Origin of the sequence: Rhodococcus sp. NPDC056960, from assembly GCF_042674125.1 — a bacterium.
GTDB lineage: Bacteria > Actinomycetota > Actinomycetes > Mycobacteriales > Mycobacteriaceae > Rhodococcus_F.
Genome location: NZ_JBHURF010000015.1, coordinates 136,354 through 154,672, shown reverse-complemented (window position 1 = coordinate 154,672; position 18,319 = coordinate 136,354). Strand labels below are relative to the sequence as shown.

The 18,319-nt window shown below is 69.0% G+C and carries 16 protein-coding genes; 5 read left to right on the top strand and 11 right to left on the bottom strand.

All coding sequences use genetic code 11. The annotated features are described in order from the left end of the window. Positions 1–87: 87 nt before the first annotated feature. From ACFTWF_RS24430 to ACFTWF_RS24385, 10 genes are all read right to left on the bottom strand, one after another. Positions 88–1,605 (bottom strand): phytoene desaturase family protein, encoded by a 1,518-nt coding sequence (locus ACFTWF_RS24430; RefSeq protein WP_378463750.1) that lies wholly within the window; start codon positions 1,603–1,605, stop codon positions 88–90. Positions 1,606–1,614: 9 nt separating this feature from the next. After that, a complete protein-coding gene (locus tag ACFTWF_RS24425) occupies positions 1,615–2,088 on the bottom strand; it encodes a hypothetical protein (RefSeq protein ID WP_378463749.1) in 474 nt (157 codons plus the stop codon). A gap of 167 nt (positions 2,089–2,255) precedes the next feature. Next, positions 2,256–2,558 carry a putative quinol monooxygenase gene (locus ACFTWF_RS24420; protein WP_378463748.1) on the bottom strand — a complete coding sequence of 101 codons (303 nt, stop codon included), beginning with the start codon at positions 2,556–2,558 and terminating at the stop codon, positions 2,256–2,258. A gap of 159 nt (positions 2,559–2,717) precedes the next feature. Then, entirely contained in the window at positions 2,718–2,981 is a 264-nt protein-coding gene (locus tag ACFTWF_RS24415; protein ID WP_378463747.1) for a type II toxin-antitoxin system RelE/ParE family toxin, read from the bottom strand. Next, positions 2,978–3,253: a type II toxin-antitoxin system Phd/YefM family antitoxin gene (locus ACFTWF_RS24410; RefSeq protein WP_378463746.1), complete on the bottom strand. Its 276-nt coding sequence runs from the start codon at positions 3,251–3,253 to the stop codon at positions 2,978–2,980. Before ACFTWF_RS24410 ends, ACFTWF_RS24415 begins: the two co-directional genes overlap by 4 nt. Positions 3,254–3,436: 183 nt before the next feature. Beyond that, on the bottom strand, positions 3,437–3,715 hold the full coding sequence (locus tag ACFTWF_RS24405; protein WP_378463745.1) for a hypothetical protein: 279 nt from the start codon (positions 3,713–3,715) through the stop codon (positions 3,437–3,439). Then, a complete protein-coding gene (locus ACFTWF_RS24400; protein WP_378463744.1) occupies positions 3,712–5,259 on the bottom strand; it encodes a phytoene desaturase family protein in 1,548 nt (515 codons plus the stop codon). Before ACFTWF_RS24400 ends, ACFTWF_RS24405 begins: the two co-directional genes overlap by 4 nt. 5 nt (positions 5,260–5,264) lie before the next feature. Further along, positions 5,265–8,213 carry an FAD-binding and (Fe-S)-binding domain-containing protein gene (locus ACFTWF_RS24395; protein ID WP_378463821.1) on the bottom strand — a complete coding sequence of 983 codons (2,949 nt, stop codon included), beginning with the start codon at positions 8,211–8,213 and terminating at the stop codon, positions 5,265–5,267. A gap of 94 nt (positions 8,214–8,307) precedes the next feature. Beyond that, positions 8,308–9,411: an enolase C-terminal domain-like protein gene (locus ACFTWF_RS24390; protein ID WP_378463743.1), complete on the bottom strand. Its 1,104-nt coding sequence runs from the start codon at positions 9,409–9,411 to the stop codon at positions 8,308–8,310. A gap of 2 nt (positions 9,412–9,413) precedes the next feature. Next, on the bottom strand, positions 9,414–11,207 hold the full coding sequence (locus ACFTWF_RS24385; RefSeq protein ID WP_378463742.1) for a thiamine pyrophosphate-requiring protein: 1,794 nt from the start codon (positions 11,205–11,207) through the stop codon (positions 9,414–9,416). A 331-nt stretch (positions 11,208–11,538) separates the two neighbouring features. Here ACFTWF_RS24385 and ACFTWF_RS24380 point away from each other — a divergent pair, with 331 nt between their 5' ends. The 3 genes from ACFTWF_RS24380 to ACFTWF_RS24370 are packed head-to-tail and all read left to right on the top strand — an operon-like array spanning position 11,539 to position 14,736. Then, positions 11,539–13,308, top strand: coding sequence for a glycoside hydrolase family 15 protein (locus ACFTWF_RS24380; protein WP_378463741.1), 1,770 nt, complete (start codon positions 11,539–11,541; stop codon positions 13,306–13,308). 31 nt (positions 13,309–13,339) lie between these two features. Next, on the top strand, positions 13,340–14,362 hold the full coding sequence (locus tag ACFTWF_RS24375; RefSeq protein WP_378463740.1) for an SDR family oxidoreductase: 1,023 nt from the start codon (positions 13,340–13,342) through the stop codon (positions 14,360–14,362). Further along, positions 14,359–14,736 (top strand): hypothetical protein, encoded by a 378-nt coding sequence (locus tag ACFTWF_RS24370; RefSeq protein WP_378463739.1) that lies wholly within the window; start codon positions 14,359–14,361, stop codon positions 14,734–14,736. The genes ACFTWF_RS24375 and ACFTWF_RS24370 overlap by 4 nt, the downstream gene beginning before the upstream one ends. On the opposite strand, the gene ACFTWF_RS24365 is transcribed toward ACFTWF_RS24370, so the two are convergent. Further along, complete coding sequence (locus ACFTWF_RS24365; protein ID WP_378463738.1) at positions 14,708–15,214, bottom strand: MarR family winged helix-turn-helix transcriptional regulator; 507 nt, start codon at positions 15,212–15,214, stop codon at positions 14,708–14,710. The genes ACFTWF_RS24370 and ACFTWF_RS24365 overlap by 29 nt on opposite strands. A 168-nt stretch (positions 15,215–15,382) precedes the next feature. Between ACFTWF_RS24365 and ACFTWF_RS24360 the strand changes: the two genes are divergently transcribed. Continuing rightward, on the top strand, positions 15,383–17,830 hold the full coding sequence (locus ACFTWF_RS24360; protein WP_378463737.1) for a molybdopterin oxidoreductase family protein: 2,448 nt from the start codon (positions 15,383–15,385) through the stop codon (positions 17,828–17,830). Continuing rightward, positions 17,827–18,306, top strand: a complete 480-nt coding sequence (locus ACFTWF_RS24355; RefSeq protein ID WP_378463736.1) for a hypothetical protein — start codon at positions 17,827–17,829, stop codon at positions 18,304–18,306. The genes ACFTWF_RS24360 and ACFTWF_RS24355 overlap by 4 nt, the downstream gene beginning before the upstream one ends. Positions 18,307–18,319 lie beyond the last annotated feature (13 nt).

Sequence of the window (18,319 nt, the reverse complement as noted above, 5' to 3'; positions counted from 1 at the left end):
CTCGCCGTCCGGGCGGGTGCGGTGGTCGCGAACCCGGTGGTCGCGAACCCAGTAGTCGCGAACCCGGTGGTGTACCGCGGTGTTCGCTCATCCTTTCCGCCTCCTCGCGCCGCTGCGGTGGGATGTGGACGCCGTGAGGTGGTCGGGCCCGAGGGAAGACGGGGTGCGGATGCCGAAGTGCCGGAGCAGGACTCGCCGGGCCGCGTGGTATCCGGACATTCCGTGCACGCTCGGACCGGGTGGTGTCGAGGCCGAGCACAGGTAGACGTTGTCGATGGGGGTGCGGTACGGGTTCCACCGCGCGACGGGCCGGGCGATCATCCGGTACATCGACACTCGGCCGGCGGCGATGTCGCCGCCGCGGTAGTTCGCGTCGTGCTCACTCATCCGGCTCGCGGGTGTGCAGCGGGAGGCGAGCACGACGTCGCGGAAGCCGGGGGCGAACCGCTCGATCTGCGCGATGATCGTCTCGGTCACGTCCAGGTCGGACCCGGCCGGGACGTGAGTGTAGCTCCAGAGGGGCTCGAGCCCGTCGGCGGAGCGGCGGGAGGTGTCGACCGCGGCGGGCTGACAGACCAGCACCAGCGGCCGGGCCGGGTGCCGGCCGGCGGCGAGGTCGGCCTCGGCGGCGGCGATCTGGGTGCGGGTGCCACCGCAGTGCACGGTCCCCGTGCCGGCGATCCGCGGATCGGTCCACGGAACCGGCCCGGAGAGGGCGAAGTCGACTTTGGCGACCCCGTTCCCGGTGGGGAAGCGGTCGATTGCGCGCCGATACCGGGTGCCGAGACGGGTCCCGTAGATCTCGGTGAGCACCCAGGGGGAGGTGTCGAACAGGTACACCCGTGCGGGTGGGAGCAGCCGGTGGTCGGCGATGCCGCGCCCGCAGGCGACGGTGCCGCCGTGGGCCCGGATGTCAGCGATCATCACGTTGGTGATGGCCTGGCTGCCACCGGCGGGCAGCAGCATCATGGCGGCCGATCCCATCGACTGGAGCGGCGCGCTGACGTGACCGCCGACACCGGTGAGCATCGCCGCGGCGACCGGACCGGTGAACCGCCGGTTCCAGGCAGGGGTGCCCTGTTCGAGTATCCGCAGCCCGAACCCGGCGGCCGCCGCCATGCCGGCGGGATGCCGGATCGGTGGGGGCAGGGGGCGCATGTCGGACAGGGCGAGCGCGACGACGGTGTCGAAGGAGGTCACCAGCGGGCCGATCAGCTCCTGATAGGCGCGGGCGTCGGCGATGCCGGCGTGCGCGGTGAGGTACTCGAGGGTGCGGCGCAGGTTTGTGTAGGCGAGCCCGGTGGGGTGTTGATCGAGGGGGTGCGCGTAGGGGATGGCCGGGCGGAGCAGCCGCACCCCGCGCGCGGCGAGGTCGAAGGCGGTGAAGAACGGCGACGCCGCGGCCATCGGATGCACCGCCGAGCAGAGGTCGTGACGCAGCGGCGCACCGGCGAGCGCGGCCAGTTCGGTGCGGCACCCACCGCCGGAGAAGGGTTGGTCCTCGAGGACCAGCACCCCCAGACCGGCGCGGGCCAGGACGACCGCGGCCGCGAGGCCGTTGGGCCCGGAACCGACCACCACAGCGTCATGGACCGGATTCAGCATTATCGTCGATCACCTTCCACTGGTCCGGCGTCGCCGGATGGTGCGGCGCACCAGCCCCGCCACCGCGAGTGTGACCGGCGCAGCGGCCAGGGCAATCGCCGCGGGCACCGAGGCTCGTTCTACCGAGGTCGCCGAGTAGTCGCGGCCGGGTTGCCGGCCGCGCACCGCGGCGGCGAGGACCTGCGCCGTATGCAGTGGGGCGGTGCCCTCCTGGAGGTCACGGATCTGGGTGCGGCAGCTGAACCCGTCCGCGAGTATCAGGGCGGTGGGGTCGGCGTCGCGGATCGCCGGGAGCAGGGTGTCTTCGGCGCAGGCGACGGAGATGTCGTAGTGCCCGCGTTCGAATCCGAAGTTTCCGGCCAGCCCGCAGCAACCGGTATCGAGGACGGTGGCGTCCACTCCTGCATCGGCACGGACCGTGCGGTCGGCGCCGTAGTGCAGCACCGCGTGCTGGTGGCAGTGCGGTTGGACCTGTGCCGACACTCCGTCCTGGTGCGGAGCGTGCCAGGTCGGGGCCTTGGCGCGCAGCAACTCGCCGAGGGTGTAGGTCTGGCCGGCGAGACGGTGGGCGTCCTCATTGACGTTGCAGCAGGTTCGGGAGATCGGCGCGGAACACCGCCGCGCAGCTGGGCTCGAGCACCACCACCGGCTCAGTCGCGCAACGGGGATCCCATGACCTCGAAACGGAATCCACCAAAGGTGCCGGACAGTAGCGGGCGGGCCGCCGCGATCGACGCCTGAACTTCGGGGAGTGCGAGTGAGGATTGGTGCGCTGCGGCGCTTTCCCATAGCTCCACCACGAACACCGTGTCCGGCTCATCATCGTTCACTCCCACCTCGTACCACAGGCACCCGATCTGCTCGAGCAGATCACTGCGCCGCGTCAGGTGTGCCACCAGTGCGTCGCGCTTTCCCGGCAGGGCACCTAATGTTCCAGCGTTGGCGAAGGTCATGCGGCTCAGCGTACGTCGGCACGGTGGACCTCCAGCTGGAGTCCACACGCGAACCTGCATCGAGACGAGATCGGTGCCGGCGCGCACGCCCGCAAGGGTCTGCGCTCGTGGCGAAAAGCGGATCCGCTACCAACACGGTGGGATTGGCTCGACGTCGTTTCAGTGTCGTTGGTAGATCTCACGACGATGCCCGACGGTCAAGACGAGCACCAAGAGCCGGTCGTCCACGATCTCATAGACGATTCGGTAGTCACCGGTGCGCACGCGCCACTCCCCATTGCCACCGACCAGGCGCGTCGCTGCCGGCGGCCGCGGCTCGGTGGCAAGCAATTCGATGGCCGCTTGCACTCGTCGGCGCGCCTGCGGATCGAACTTGCGTAACTGCCGTGCTGCGGCAGGAGTCAGGGAGACCTCGTAGATCATGCGAGGCCGAGATCGGCCTTGACCTCATCCCACGGTATCGGCGTCTCTCCGGTCGACTGCATCTCGGCGCGCGCCTGCTCGGCGGCGCGAATGTCGGCCATGTCCTCTGCCAGCTCGAGGAGGTGATCGAGGTCGTCGGCATCGATAACAGCCGCTACCCGACGTCCGCGGCGAGCGACGTAGACGGGCTGGTGGTCGGTCCGAGCGCGATCGATGATCGCTGCCAGGTGGGTGCGTGCATCGGAGATGCTGAAAGCAGCGGCATCAGACATGTACTAATAGTACATCAGGGTAGGAAGAAGTACGAAAGTTTCGTATTTTGTACAGACGGGGCTCGTAGGAAGCCGATGCCTGGTCCGGCGGCATCGCCACAATGCGACGGCGACTGTTCGTGGCGGGCAGTTGCCGTTCGACGCGATCTTCTCGGCGACCACCCGATCCTGGGGGTGTGCCTGTTACGGGGTAGCGCGACCGCGGTGGACCAGTTCCCATCGCGGCCGGACGTGGGGTTCGGTGGTGGTGTAGCTCAGGGCAAGGTGTTGGTTGTCGAAGAGGGTGAACCAGTCGTGCCAGGTGAGGTGGTCGACGTCGCGGGCGGTGAGTCCGAGGAAGTCGAGGCACAACGTGTCGCCGGCGGTACCGGGTTCGGAGGGGATGCGGGCGGGGGCACCATGATTCGTTTGTACCCAGCACCGGATTTGCTCGTGGTCGGTGGTCAGATGCAGGGCAGTCATGAGTGGGGCTCCAGTCGCGGGTGCGGGCGGCCGTGCCGAAGGGGTTCGGGGCCGAGGTAGGGAAGGGTGCGGATGCCGAAGTGGGTGCGCAGAACGCGGCGGGCGGCGTGGTAGCCGCACATGCCGTGCACGCTCGGGCCGGGTGGGGTGGAGGCGGAGCAGAGATAGACGTTGTCGATGGGTGTGGCGTAGGGGTTCCAGCGGGGGGCGGGGCGGGCGAGCATCCGGTACATACTGAGCGCTCCGGCAGCGATGTCGCCGCCGCGGTAATTGACGTCGTGATCGCCCAGGTGTGCGGCGGGGGTGCAGCGGGCGGCGAGGACGATTTCGCGGAAGCCGGGGGCGAACCGTTCGATCTGCGCGGTGATCGTCTCGGTCACGTCCTGATCGGACCCGTTGGGGACGTGGGTGTAGGTCCACAACGGGTCGAGTCCGTCGGCGCTGCGCCGGGAGGGATCGACCATGGCGGGCTGGGCGACCAGCACCAGGGGGCGCGCCGGGTGGCGCCCGGCGGCGATGTCGGCGGCGGCGGCGGCGATCTCGGTGCGGGTACCGCCGCAGTGCACGGTGCCGGCGGCGGCGATGTTCGGGTCCTGCCACGGCACGGGAGCGGACAGGACGAAGTCGACCTTGGCGACCCCGTTCCCGGGCGGGAAACGGTAGATCTGCTGCCGGTAGCGGGCGCCGAGCGGAACCCGGTAGATCTGCTCGAGCATCCAGGGCGAGGTGTCGAACAGATACACCCGTGCCGGCGGGAGGAGGCGACGGTCGAAGATGCCTCGGTAGCAGGCGATGTCGCCGCCGTGGTCGATCAGATCCGCGAGCAGCGCAGCGGTTATGGCGCCGCTGCCGCCTTCGGGGATCGGCCACCCGACCGTGTGCGCCGCCGACGCCAGCAACAGCATGGTGGCGGCCGGTCCCATCGACGGGAGGGTGGCGCTGGCGTGTCCGCCGACGCCGGTGAGCATCGCCGCGGTGACCTCGCCGATGAACCGGCGGTTCCAGGCGGGGGTGCCTTGCTCGAGGATCCGCAAACCCAGCCCGGCTGCGGTGGACAGCCCGGTCAGGGACCGGGCAGTCGGGGGCAGTGACCGCATATCGGACAAGCACAGTGCCGTGACGGTGGTGAACGCGTCGATCAGGGGTTCGAGCAGTTCCCGGTAGGCGCGGGTGTCGGCGATCCCTGCGTGTTCGCGGAGGTAGTCGAGGGTGCGGGTCAGGTCGGTGTAGGCGAGCCCGGTGGGGTGTTGGTCGAGCGGGTGGGCGTAGGCGATGTCGGGACGGAGCAACCGCACCCCGCGGGCCGCGAGGTCGAAGGCGGTGAAGAACGGGGACGCGGCGGCCATCGGGTGCACCGCCGAGCACACATCGTGGGCCAGTGGGGCTCCGGCGAGGGCCCGTTCCTCGGTGCGGCATCCCCCGCCGGGCGACGGTTGGTCTTCCAGGACGAGGACGTGCAGGCCGGCGCGGGCGAGGATGACCGCGGCCGCGAGCCCGTTCGGCCCGGAGCCGACGATCACCGCATCATGTACGGGCGGGGCCATGCTGATCACCTCTCGGCGTCTGCGGAGCGGCGGGCGAGGGAGGTTCGCCGCGGCGGACGTGCTGCCGGGTCTGCGGCGAGGGGGGTGCCGCGAACCTGGGCGGCGAGGACCTGCGCGGCATGCAGCGGCGCGGCGTCGGCGGTGAGGTCGCGGATCTGAGTGCGGCAACTGAACCCGTCGGCCAGCACCAGTGTGGTGGGATCGGCCGCGCGGAGCGCGGGCAACAATGTGTCCTCGGCGCAGGCGACGGAGACGTCGTAGTGGCCGCGTTCGAATCCGAAGTTGCCGGCGAGTCCGCAGCAGCCGGCGTCGAGAACTTCTGTGTCCACGCCGGCGCTCTCGAGGGTTTTCTCGTCGGCGTCGTAGTTCAGGACGGCGTGTTGGTGGCAGTGCGGCTGGATGAGGGCCGAGATGTCCTGGCGGTGAGGGGGGTGCCAGTCGGGGGCCTGGTGCTGCAGGAGTTCCCCGAGGGTGTAGGTCTGGGCGGCCAGGCGCCGGGCGTCCTCGTTGCCGTGCAGCAGGTTCGGCAGGTCGGAGCGGAACACGGCGGCGCAGCTCGGTTCGAGGACCACCACCGGGGTGCCGGTCCGCAGCGCCGGCGTCAGCACCTTCAGGGTGCGGGCCAGCACCTTCTGCGCGGTGGCGAGTTGGCCGGTGGAGATCCAGGTCAGCCCGCAGCACACGGTCCGGTCGGGGACCTCGACGGTGAAGCCGGCGGCCTCGAGCACGGTGACCGCGTCGACGGCGATGTGGGGGTCGAAGTTGTTGGTGAAGGTGTCCGGCCACAGCAGCACCGGTCCCCGTTCCCCGGGATCGGTGTGGGGTGGACGATCGGTCCACCAGTCGGTGAATCGCCTCCGGGCGAATCGGGGGAAGGGGCGGCGCCGGTCGACGCCGCCGGCGGTCTTGATCACGGCCGCCAGTGCAGGAGTGTGGGTGAGGGTGTTGACCAGCGCCGGGGCGGCGGCGGCCAGGCGCGCCCACAGCGGGATCCAGCCCATCGCGTAGTGCGCCGGTGGCCGCAGTCGGTGACGGTAGTGGTGGGAGAGGAATTCGGCCTTGTAGGTGGCCATGTCGACGTTCACCGGGCAGTCGGACAGGCACCCTTTGCAGGCCAGGCAGAGGTCGAGGGCGTCGCGGACGGCGGTCGATCTCCAGCCGTCGGTGATGACGTCGCCTTGGAGCATCTCGAACAGCAGCCGCGCGCGGCCGCGGGTGGAGTGTTCTTCCTCGCCGGTGGCCCGGTAGGACGGGCACATCACCCCGGATTCGTGTCCTCGGCATTTGCCGACGCCGACGCAGCGGGCGGCGGCGCGGCTGAACCGGTGCTGATCGTCGGGATAGGCGAAGTGGGTGGCGGGTTCGAGCGGCAGATAGTGCACACCCTGCCGCAGGTTCTCGTCGAGGCGGTGGGGGTGGACGATCTTGCCGGGGTTCATCCGGTTGTGCGGGTCGAACACCGATTTGAGGGTCTCGAACGCGGTGACCAGGCGGTCGCCGAACATGATCGGCAGCAGCTCGGCGCGGGATTGGCCGTCGCCGTGCTCGCCGGACAGGGAGCCGCCGTAGTCGACGACCAGGTGGGCGGACTCGGTGGCGAAGGACCGGTACTTCGCGATGCCTTCGGCGGTGCGCAGGTCGAACGGGATGCGGGTGTGGACGCAGCCGTGCCCGAAATGCCCGTACAGGGAGGCGGTTCCATAACCGTATCGGTCGAGCAGTGCCCGGAAGTCGCCCAGGTAGTCGCCCAGCCGGTCCGGGGGGACGGCGGCGTCCTCCCAGCCCTCGTGGGTTTCCGGTTCGTTCGGTGGGTAGGCGGTGGCGCCCAGGCCGGCCTCGCGGGCGGCCCACACCTGCTTCTCGTGGTCGGGGTCGTCGAGGATCTTCGCGTGCGGTGTCACCGGGTGCAGGTCGTCGACCATGTCCTGGGCCTTGCGGTCGGCGTCGTCTTTGCTGTCCCCGGTGAATTGCACCATCAGCCAGGCGGTGCCGTCGGGCAGTTCCCGCAGTGCCGCGGCGGCGAGGTGCTGGCTGTGCTCGAGCTGCACCAGGCGGTGGTCGATCCCTTCGAGGGCGGCGGGGGTGTGGTCGAGGACCTTCGGGACGGCGTCGGCAGCGGCGCAGATGTTGTCGAATCCGAGCAGAACCAACGAGTTCGCGGCCGGCACCCGCACCAGGGACAGTTCCGCCCGCAGCACGGTGACCAGGGTGCTCTCGGAGCCGACGAGGAGGCGGGCGACATGAAAGTTGTTCTCGGGCAACAACTGGTCGAGGTTGTACCCGGAGACTCGCCGGGGGATCTCCGGATACTGCGCCCGGACGTCGTCGGCGTAGCTCTCGCGCAGCTGTCGTAGTCCTCGGTAGATTTCGGCGGCCCGGCCGCCGGCATTGATGTTGCGGTCCAGCTCCTCCGCGGTGGTGGGGCCCACCCACATCCGGTGTCCGTCGTAGGTGAGGATTTCCAGGCGACGGACCGAGTCGGCCATCTTGCCGTAGGCCTGCGCGGTGGAGCCGCAGGAGTTGTTGCCGATCATCCCGCCGATGGTGCAGGAGACGTGGGTGGACGGTTTCGGGCCGACCATCCATCCCCACTTCGCGAGGTGGTCGTTGAGGCGGTCGAGGGCGATGCCGGGTTGCACCACCAGGATGCCGTCGTCGATGTCCAATGATTCGATCCGGGTGCAGTACTTGGTCCAGTCGATCACCGCCGCGGTGTTGCAGCACTGCCCGGCCAGGCTGGTCGCCCCGCCGCGGGAGAGGACCGGCACGTCGTGCTCGTGGCACACCGCGATCGCGGCTTCGGCGGCGTCCGGGGTCCGGGGGATGACCACGCCGATCGGGACCTGCCGGTAGTTGGAGGCGTCGGTGGAATACGCGGCCCGCGAACCGGGGTCGAACCGCACCTCACCCGCGACCGTCTCACGCAGGCGTTGTTCGAGAGCGTCGAACAGCATCATCGGCCGCGTTCCGGTGGCGGTGGACTCGTTCACGGGAAGCTCCTCAACATTGTCCGGTCGGGCGTGGTCCGGTCGGTCGTGCCCATGCTGTTCAGGCGACCCGGTAGGGTTCGATGTCTTGTGTGTGCACGGTCAGGCCGTGCCCGGGTGCGTCGGGGTCGGGTCGGATCGAGCCCCCGGTGGGGTCGAGGACGCCGTCGAAACACATCGCTTCGATCCGGACGTGGTCGTGGAACCATTCGAGGTGGCGCAGGTTCGTGGTGGCGGCCGCGACGTGGGCGTGCAGGTGCGGGGCGCAGTGTCCGGACAGTTGCAGGTGATGGGCGGCGGCGACGGCGGCGACCTGCCCGAAGGCGGTGATGCCGCCGCAGCGGGACACATCGGCCTGCAGGCAGTCGACCGCGCCGGCGGCGCACATCCGCTCGAAGTAGGTCAGGGTGTACCCGTATTCGCCGGCGGCGACGTCGGCGGTGACGGTGTCGCGGATCTGCCGCAATCCGTCCAGGTCGTCCGACGAGACGGGTTCCTCGAACCAGACCACGTCGAAGTCGTCGGCCTGGGCGAGGACGCGGATGGCTTGTTTGCGCTGGTAGGCGCCGTTGGCGTCGACATACAGTTCGGTGTCGTCACCGATCACGGTGCGGGCCTGCTCGATCCGGGCGAGGTCGCGTTTGTCGTCGGTTCCCCAGGACTGCCCGATCTTGATCTTCACCCGCCCGATGTCTTGTGTGTCGACCCAGTGCTCGAGTTGTGCGGTGAGCTGGTCGGTGTCGTAGGTGGTGAACCCGCCGGACCCATACACCGGTACCCGGTCGTGGACGGCGCCGAGCAGCCGGTGCAGCGGCAGGTCCAGGATGCGGGCCTTGAGGTCCCACAGGGCGACGTCGACGGCGGAGATCGCGCAGGCGGCGATCCCCGGTCGGCCGGCGTTGCGGACGGCACGGGCCATGGCCTGGTAGCTTCCGGGGATGTCGAGGACGCTGCGGCCGCGAACCTGTTCGGCCAGGATGCCGGTGATGACGTCGGCGCTGGCGGGCGGTGCGTAGGTCCATCCGATCCCGGTCCGGTCGGCAGCGGTGACGTGGACGAGGACCATGGTGGTCGAGTCCCAGGCGAGGGTGCCGTCGGCCTCGGGGGCGTCGGTGGGGAAGGTGTACACCGCGGTACTCACCTCGCGGAGGGGGACGTCGAGCATGTTCACCCGTTTCGGTGCGGCAGGAATTCCTGGGCTTTGGTCTTGAGCCCTTCCTTGATGAAGTCCCAGCTGTTCTCGTCGCCTTTGAGCACGGCGGCGGTGGCGGACGTGAATTGCTCCCACGTCGCGTGCGGGGGGATGGGTGGAATGTTCGGGTCGGTGTGCACGTCGAGGACGGTGGGCCGGTCCGCCGCCAGTGCCTTCTCCCAGGCTCCGGCGATCTCGCCCGGGTCGGTGAGGGTGAGCGCGTGCAGCCCCAGGCCGGCGGCGAATGCGGCGTAGTCGACGTCCGGAAGTGTCTGCGACTCAGTGAATTTCGGTGCTCCGGACATCGCCCGCATTTCCCAGGTGACCTGGTTGAGGTCGTTGTTGTGCAAGATGGCGACGATCAGCCGGGGATCGGCCCACTGTTGCCAGTACCGTTTGACGGTGATCAGCTCGGCGAGCCCGTTCATCTGCATCGCCCCGTCGCCCGCGAACACGACCACCGGGCGGTCCGGGTGCGCGAATTTCGCGCCGATCCCGTACGGCACGCCGGGGCCCATCGTGGCCAGGGTGCCCGACAACGATCCGCGCATCCCGGGGCGGAATTTGAGGTGGCGGGCGTACCAGTTCGCGGAGGATCCGGAGTCGGCGGTGACGATCACATCCTCGGGCAGGCGGGGGGACAGCTCGGCGAACAACTTCAGCGGGTTGACCGGGTCGGCGGCGACGTCTGCTTCCATGGCCATCGTCTCCCACCAGCGGGCGACGCCGGTTTCGATCTCTTCCCGCCAGGACCGGTCCTGTTTCCGTTTGAGGTGGGGAATCAGGGCGTCCAGCGCGGTTCGGGCGTCGGCGACCAGGTTGACCTCGTACGGGTACCGCATGCCGATCATGCGGCCGTCGATGTCGATCTGCACCCCGCGGGCCTGGTCGAGGCCGGGCAGGAACTGGGTGTACGGAAAGCTGGATCCGATGGTCAGGAGGGTGTCGCAGCCGGTCATCATCTCGTAGCTGGGGCGGGTACCGAGCAACCCGATCGACCCCGTCACCCAGGGCAGCTCGTCGGAGAGCACGTCCTTGCCCAGGAGGGCTTTGGCGGCGCCGGCACCGAGCAGGTCGGCGACCTGAGCGATCTCCGCATGGGCGCCGCGCGCCCCCTGCCCGACCAACAGGGCCACCTTGCTCCCGGCGTTGAGGATGTCCGCGGCCCGCAGGACGGCCTGGCCGTCCGGTGCGGTGGTGGGCCAGTCGATCCCGACGCTCGAGGGCACCATCTTGAATTCGTGGGTGGGCGGCGAGTAGTCGAGTTCCTGCACGTCGGCCGGGATGATCAGGGCGGTCGGCGCCCGCTGGGTCAGTGCGACCCGGATGGCGCGGTCGAGGACGTTGGGCAGCTGTTCGGGGACGGTGACCATCTGCACGTAGTCGCCGGCGACATCCTTGTAGAGACTGAGCAGGTCGACCTCCTGCTGGTAGGAGCCGCCCATGGCGGTGCGGTTGGTCTGCCCGACGATCGCCACGACGGGCACGTGGTCGAGTTTGGCGTCGTAGAGACCGTTGAGCAGATGCACCGCGCCGGGGCCGGAGGTGGCGATGCACACCCCGACCCGGCCGCTGAATTTCGCGTATCCGGTCGCCTCGAACGCACTCATCTCCTCGTGCCGGGCCTGGATGAACCGGGGCTGATTATCGGCACGTCCCCAGGCGGCGAGGACGGCGTTGATCCCGTCCCCGGCGTACCCGAAGACATGCTCAATCCCCCACGCGCGCAATCGCTCGAGTAGGTAGTCGGCGACGTTCTGACTGGCCATCGAGTCCTCCTCGCAGATGGGGTGCGTGCCGGCCGGTGAACGTCGTGGCCTCAAGGGCTGCCGGGACGGCGAAAAGGAAAGCGTGCGGGTTCGGCACACGAGTACCCGAAAAATTCAGCGGACGGTCTCCTTCCATCTCTACGCGCAAAGGTTGCGGTAGCGCAAGGGGTGAGGGAAAGATCCGCTCATTCTGGCGATCTCCTCCACGCGGCCCCGAATTCTGAGAATTTCCTGATCAATCTCACCTTCAGGGTTTGAGCGTCCGGTCACCGGGAACTCGATGGACCGTCAGTTGTTTGCGAAGGCGCAAAAATTGCGATGCTGAGAGAAGGTGGCAGTGCCCACACGTGGTGCCGGTGCGCTCTTTCCCCCGCACGTGCTGCGGGAGTATGCGCTGATCGCCGACGGTGAGCGCGGCGCCCTGATCGGCCCGCGCGGCGACATTTCCTGGCTGTGCGTCCCGGCCTGGCACGACGGGGCGGTGTTCTCGGTGCTGCTCGGCGGACCCGGCGTCTACGCCCTCGCCCCGACATCTCAGAGGTTCACCTGGGGCGGTTACTACGAGTACGGCACGCTGATCTGGCGCAGCCGGTGGGTCACCACCACCGGCATCATCGAATGTCGCGAGGCGCTCGCCTTCCCCGCCGATCCGCACACTGCGGTCCTGTTGCGCCGCGTCGTGGCCGTCGACGGTGACGCGCAGGTCACCGTCGGACTCGACGTGTCCGCCGACTTCGGCGCACACCCGATGCAGCAGACCGGCCACCAGCACGGGATCCGGACCCTGCACGCCGGGGCCCTGCAGCTGCGCTGGTCCGGGGCGCCGGCGGCGCATCACCGCAACGGACGGCTCGAGATGGTCCTCGACATCCCCGCTGGTGGTCACCTCGATCTGGTCCTCGAACTCGGCGACCGCCCCCTCCCGGACACGGTGCCGGACCCGGACCGGTTGTGGGATCGCACCGAACACGCCTGGCACCAGGCGGTCCCGCCGATCGAGGGATCCGTAGCGGACCGCGACGCCCGGCACGCGTACGCGGTGTTGCGCGGGCTGACCAGCAGCACCGGCGGCATGGTCGCCGCCGCCACGACCGCGCTGCCCGAGCGCGCCGAGCAGGGCCGCAACTACGACTACCGGTACTGCTGGATCCGGGATCAGTGCTACGCCGGGCAGGCCGTCGCCGCAGCCGGTCCCCATCCGCTGCTCGACGAGGCCGTCGGATTCGTCAGCGACCACCTGCTCGCCGACGGTCCCACCCTCAAACCCGCCTACACCGTCGGCGGCGGCCGCGTTCCCGACGAGCAGATCCTCGACCTGCCAGGCTATCCCGGGGCCGACACTCGCATCGGGAATTGGGTCAACGACCAATTCCAACTCGACGCCTTCGGGGAGGCGCTGCTGCTCTTCGCGGCCGCGGATCGGCACGGACATCTCGACCGTGAGCACTGGCACGCCGTGGAGATCGCCGCGGCCGCCATCGAAAAGCGCTGGAGCGAACCGGACGCCGGCATCTGGGAACTCGATAACAACGCCTGGGCGCACTCGCGGCTGATCTGCGCGGCCGGGCTGCGCGCCATCGGCAATATCGCCCCCACCGCGCAGGCCGCGCACTGGACGGCCCTCGCCGACACCCTCGTCACCGACACCACCACCCGGTCCCTGCACCCCACCGGACGCTGGCAACGCGCCCCCGACGACGACCGCGTCGACGCCGCCTTGCTGCTGCCGGCGATCCGCGGCGCCGTCCCGGCCCACGACCCCCGCACCAGGCTCACCCTCGACGCCATCCGCACCGAACTCGGCCGCGACGGCCACGTCTACCGGTTCCGGCAAGACGAGCGCCCGCTCGCCGACGCCGAGGGCGCCTTCCTGCTCTGCGGCTTCCACATGGCCCTGGCCGAACACCAACAGGGTCGTCACGTCGACGCGGTGCGTTGGTTCGAACGCAACCGCGCCGCCTGCGGATCCCCGGCCCTGTTCACCGAGGAATTCGACGTCGTCGAACACCAGCTCCGGGGCAACCTCCCGCAGGCGTTCGTCCACGCCCTGCTGTTCGAATCCGCGCACCGCCTCGCCCGGCCGTGGCCACCCGAGCGCTGACCCGCCACCTCTGAAAGGAACCGAGAACCTCATGAGTACCACGGAATCCGGACGTGTCGTCGTGATCACCGGCGCCTCCGGTGGCATCGGCCGCGCCGTCGCCCGCGCGTTCGCCGCCCGCCACGACCAGGTCGCCCTGATCGCCCGCGGCAAGAAGGGCCTCGACGCAGCCGTTCGGGAGGTGGAGGATGCCGGGGCGATCGCCCTCGCCGTGCCCACCGACGTCGCCGACCCCGACCAGGTCGAGGCCGCCGCCGACCTCGTCGAAAACACCCTCGGCCCGATCGACATCTGGGTCAACGACGCCTTCACCTCCGTCTTCGCCCCGTTCACCGACATCACCGCGGCTGAATACCGGCGGGTCACCGAGGTCAGCTACCTCGGCTACGTCTACGCCACCATGGCCGCACTGCGCCGCATGCGGCCCCGGGATACCGGCACGATCGTCCAGGTCGGCTCCGCCCTCGCCTACCGCGGCATCCCACTCCAAAGCGCCTACTGCGGCGCCAAACACGCCATCCAGGGATTCCACGAAGCCCTGCGCTGCGAGCTGCTGCACGACAAATCCGGTATCCGGGTGACGATGGTGCAGATGCCCGCGGTCAACACCCCGCAGTTTTCGTGGGTGCTCTCCCGGCTGCCCCGCCACGCCCAGCCGGTACCGCCGATCTTCCAACCCGAGGTCGCCGCCCGCGCCGTCCTCTACGCCGCCGAGCACCCGAACCGCCGCGAATACTGGGTCGGGGCCAGCACCGCCGCCACCCTCGCCGCCAACGCGATCGCACCGGGTCTGCTCGACCGGTACCTCGCCGCCACCGGCTTCTCCTCCCAACAAACCAACCAACCGCGAGACCCGCACCAGCCGGCGAATCTGTGGCAGCCCGCCGACGACACCGACGGCCACGACTTCGGCGCCCACGGCATCTTCGACGAGCAAGCCCACGCGCGCAGCGGGCAACTGTGGGCCTCCCACCATCACGGAATACTCGGCGCCGCAGCCGGTCTGCTCGCCGCCGGCGCGGCCACCGCCCTCACCGCCCGGCGGCGACGATGACTCCCCGTACTCTTGTGTTGATCCGAATCGGTTACGGACTGCTGCAGCTCAGCGCTCCGGACCTGGTTCCCACCCACCTGCTCGGGCAACCTCTGCGCCGCCGCGAGCAGACGGTGGTGCGCCTGCTCGGCGCCCGGCATCTGCTGCAGGCCACAGTCACCGTCGCCATGCCCACACCGGCGGTGCTGCGACTCGGCGCCGGTGTCGACGCCGCGCACGCGGCCAGCATGATCATCGCGGCCGTCGATCGGCGCCGCCGCCGACCGGCGGTGTCGGAAGTGCTGTGCGCCAGTGGTTTCGCTGCTGCCGGACTGGCGTCCGCTCGCACCCGTCCCGACCGGCAGCTCAGTGGTCCGGCGGCCACAACAACGTGAGAACATCACCGTCGATCGGTTCACCCGCGGCCGCGGCGAACCGGCGCAACGCCGACGCCAACGCATCGCGGTCCTCGGGCGTCATCCGCTCGAGGACCCCCGAAATCGCCTCCCGCCGGTGCGTGCTGACCCGATTGACCAGGTCCTGGCCGGCGGCGGTGAGCGTCAGATTCAGATTCCGCCGATCTTCGGGCGCATCGCGCCGATCCAGCAACCCGGCCTTGATCAGCCGGTCGACCGCCCGCGAGGCATTGGACGGATTGACTCCCAGCGCGTCGGCGACCGCCCCCAGATTCAGCGGCCCACGGGTGTCGACCATCACCAGGATCCGCAGGTGCGGCACCGTGACGACATCTTCGACCTCGGCGACCGAGGCAGCCGCAATGCCCACCAGTGCGCGCGAGGCCCACAGCACCGCTTCCACCTGCTCGGTGAACCGTTGGCCCGCCTCGGTCTGCTGTCCCCGCGCCGCGCTCATACTCAAATCCTGCCCCCAACCCTTGCGCAACCGCAACCATTGCGCGTTCGATGAGAGAGGGGGACCGCCGCAGCCACCCACCACCACGCACACGTCCGAAAGGCCGACGGGATGGTCCCGATCCATCGATGCGTAGTGATCGATCCCGAGAAGAGAACGGAGCCGCTGATGACTGCTTCGCATGACCGGATCGCCGCACCGTGGGGAACACGCACCCCGTACGAACCGGGGCAGCGCTGGCCGCGGAGGGTGGATCAGTATCTCGCCGACGGGATCGACCCGGCGTCGGTGGATCGGTGGGTGCGGTCGGCGTCGATTCTCCATTCCAACGGCGACGCCCTCGATATCGCGGTCAAGGACGACCGGATCGTCGGAGTCCGCGGCCGCGGCACCGATCGGGTCAACCGGGGGAGGCTCGGCCCGAAGGACCTGTTCGGCTGGCAGGCAGGCGCCTCCCGGGACCGGCTCACCGCACCGCTCATCCGCCGGAACGGCGAACTGGTGGAGACCGACTGGGACACCGCTATGGATCGGATCGTCGCGCGCACCAGGGTCTTGCTCGATGAACAGGGCCCGAGTGCGATCGGCTTCTACACCTCGGGCCAGTTGTTCCTCGAGGAGTACTACACCCTCGGGGTGATCGCGCACGGAGCGATCGGCACCAATCATGTCGACGGAAACACCCGGCTGTGTACCGCGACCGCGGCCGAGGCGTTGAAGGAGTCCTTCGGCTGCGACGGCCAACCGGGGTCCTACGCGGACGTCGATCACGCCGAGGTGATCGCATTGTTCGGCCACAACGTCGCCGAAACCCAGACGGTGCTGTGGTCGCGCATGCTGGATCGGCTCGCGGGTCCGAACCCGCCGGCGCTCGTGTGTGTCGATCCACGGCCGACCCCGGTCGCCGAACACGCCACCATCCACCTCGCTCCACTACCGGGCACGAACGTCGCCCTGATGAACGGCCTGCTGAACGAGATCATTTCCCGTGACTGGATCGACGATGCGTATCTCGAGCGGCACACGGTGGGATTCGACGAATTACGGCAACAGGTGGCTGCGTACTCCCCGCAGCGGGCAGCCGCGATCTGCGACATACCCGTCGACGACCTCCGCGCCGCCGCCCAGTTGATCGGTACCACCGACCACCTGCTGTCGACGGTGTTGCAGGGGTTCTACCAGTCTCACCAGGCCACCGCCGCCGCGGTGCAGGTCAACAACCTGCATCTGATCCGCGGGATGCTCGGGCGGCCCGGCTGCGGGGTCCTGCAGATGAACGGCCAGCCCACCGCGCAGAACACGCGAGAATGTGGCGCGGACGGCGACCTCGCCGGTTTCCGCAACTGGGCCAACGACACCCACATCGCCGAACTGGCCGACCTGTGGAATATCGAGGCCGACAAGATTCCGCACTATGGACCGCCGACACATGCGATGCAGATGTTCCGCTACGCCGAGCAGGGCACGCTGAAAATGTTGTGGGTCAGCGCAACCAACCCTGCCGTCTCCATGCCCGAACTCGCCAGGATCCGTTCGATCCTGACGCAGGATCGATTGTTCCTCGTCGTGCAGGACGTGTTCCGAACGGAAACAACCGAACTCGCCGACGTCGTCCTGCCTGCCGCGATGTGGGGGGAGAAGACCGGCACGTTCACCAACGCCGATCGCACCGTGCACCTGTCCGACAAGGCCGTCGACCCACCCGGTGCCGCGCGCCCCGACCTCGACATCTTCCTCGACTTTGCGCGCCGGATGGACTTTCGGGACAAGGACGGGAACCCGCTGCCGGCCTGGAACGATGCGGAATCGGCGTTCGAGGCATGGAAGAAGTGCTCGACCGGACGGCCCTGCGATTACTCCGGCATCAGCTACGACAACCTGCGCGGCGACTCCGGCATCCAGTGGCCCTGCAATGCCGACCACCCCGGCGGCGTCGAACGTCTCTACATCGACGGCCACTTCTTCTCCGCACCCGATTACTGCGAGTCCTACGGCAAGGACCTGGTCACCGGAGCCCCGCTCGAGCCCACCGAGTACCGAGCCCTGAACCCGGACGCGAAAGCGATCATCAAGGCCGCCGAATACCTGCCGCCGCACGAGGTACCGGACGACGAGTATCCGTTCTCCCTGATCACCGGACGCACGCTCTACCACTTCCACACCCGCACCAAGACCGCTCGTGCCCCGCAGCTGAACGCGGCCGCACCCCAGGTGTGGGTGGAGATATCCGCATCGGATGCGCAGGTCTACGGCGTCGAGGAAGGCGACGTGGTTGCGATCTCCTCGCCGCGGGGGACACTGCACGCGCAGGCCCGGGTCACCGGTATCCGCTGCGGCGTGCTGTTCGTTCCGTTCCATTACGGATACTGGGACGCCGGCAATCCACAACTCGACCGAGCAGCCAATGAACTGACCGTCACCGACTGGGATCCGGCGTCGAAACAGCCGATCTTCAAGACTGCCGCCGCGGCAGTCGCCCGCGTCGGCGCTGGACCCGGGCCCGCTCCGGCCCCGACGACGACGGCCTCCGCCCCACTCGGTCACGGCATCGCCACCACCACCGGAGGCGCCGCAGCGATGGTCACCGAGACACCCGCGATCGGAGTCGACCAATGAAACTCGGACTTGCCATCAGAGAACTCCACCGATCCGAACGCAAGCTCGCCCTCGACCTGACGAGTCTGTCCTCTCGGCACAAGGCAGACCACGAAATCCACCACGTCGCCCGCGATCTCGCAGTGTGGTCACAATCTCACGTGCGGGAACTCGCACAGGTCGGTCGCGCCTATGGACTCGATCTGAACGACGAACCACGCACCGAGGGGAGAACCGCACAGGTGCAGGAGAAGCTCAGCGACCTGCTGGGCCGGCGGCCCGAGCCGGGGTTGATGCTGTTGATGGATCTGCGACACCTGCACCGGGTGGCCGCGGGGGTGTCGCTGGACTGGGAGCTGCTCGCCCAGGGCGCCCAGGCGACACGGGATGCCGTCTTGTCGACCATGAGCAGGCGATGCCATCCGCAGACCCTGAGGCAACTTCGCTGGGCCAATGCCCATCTGAAGGTTCTCGCGCCACAAGTGCTGGCCAGCTGATCGCATCCACGAT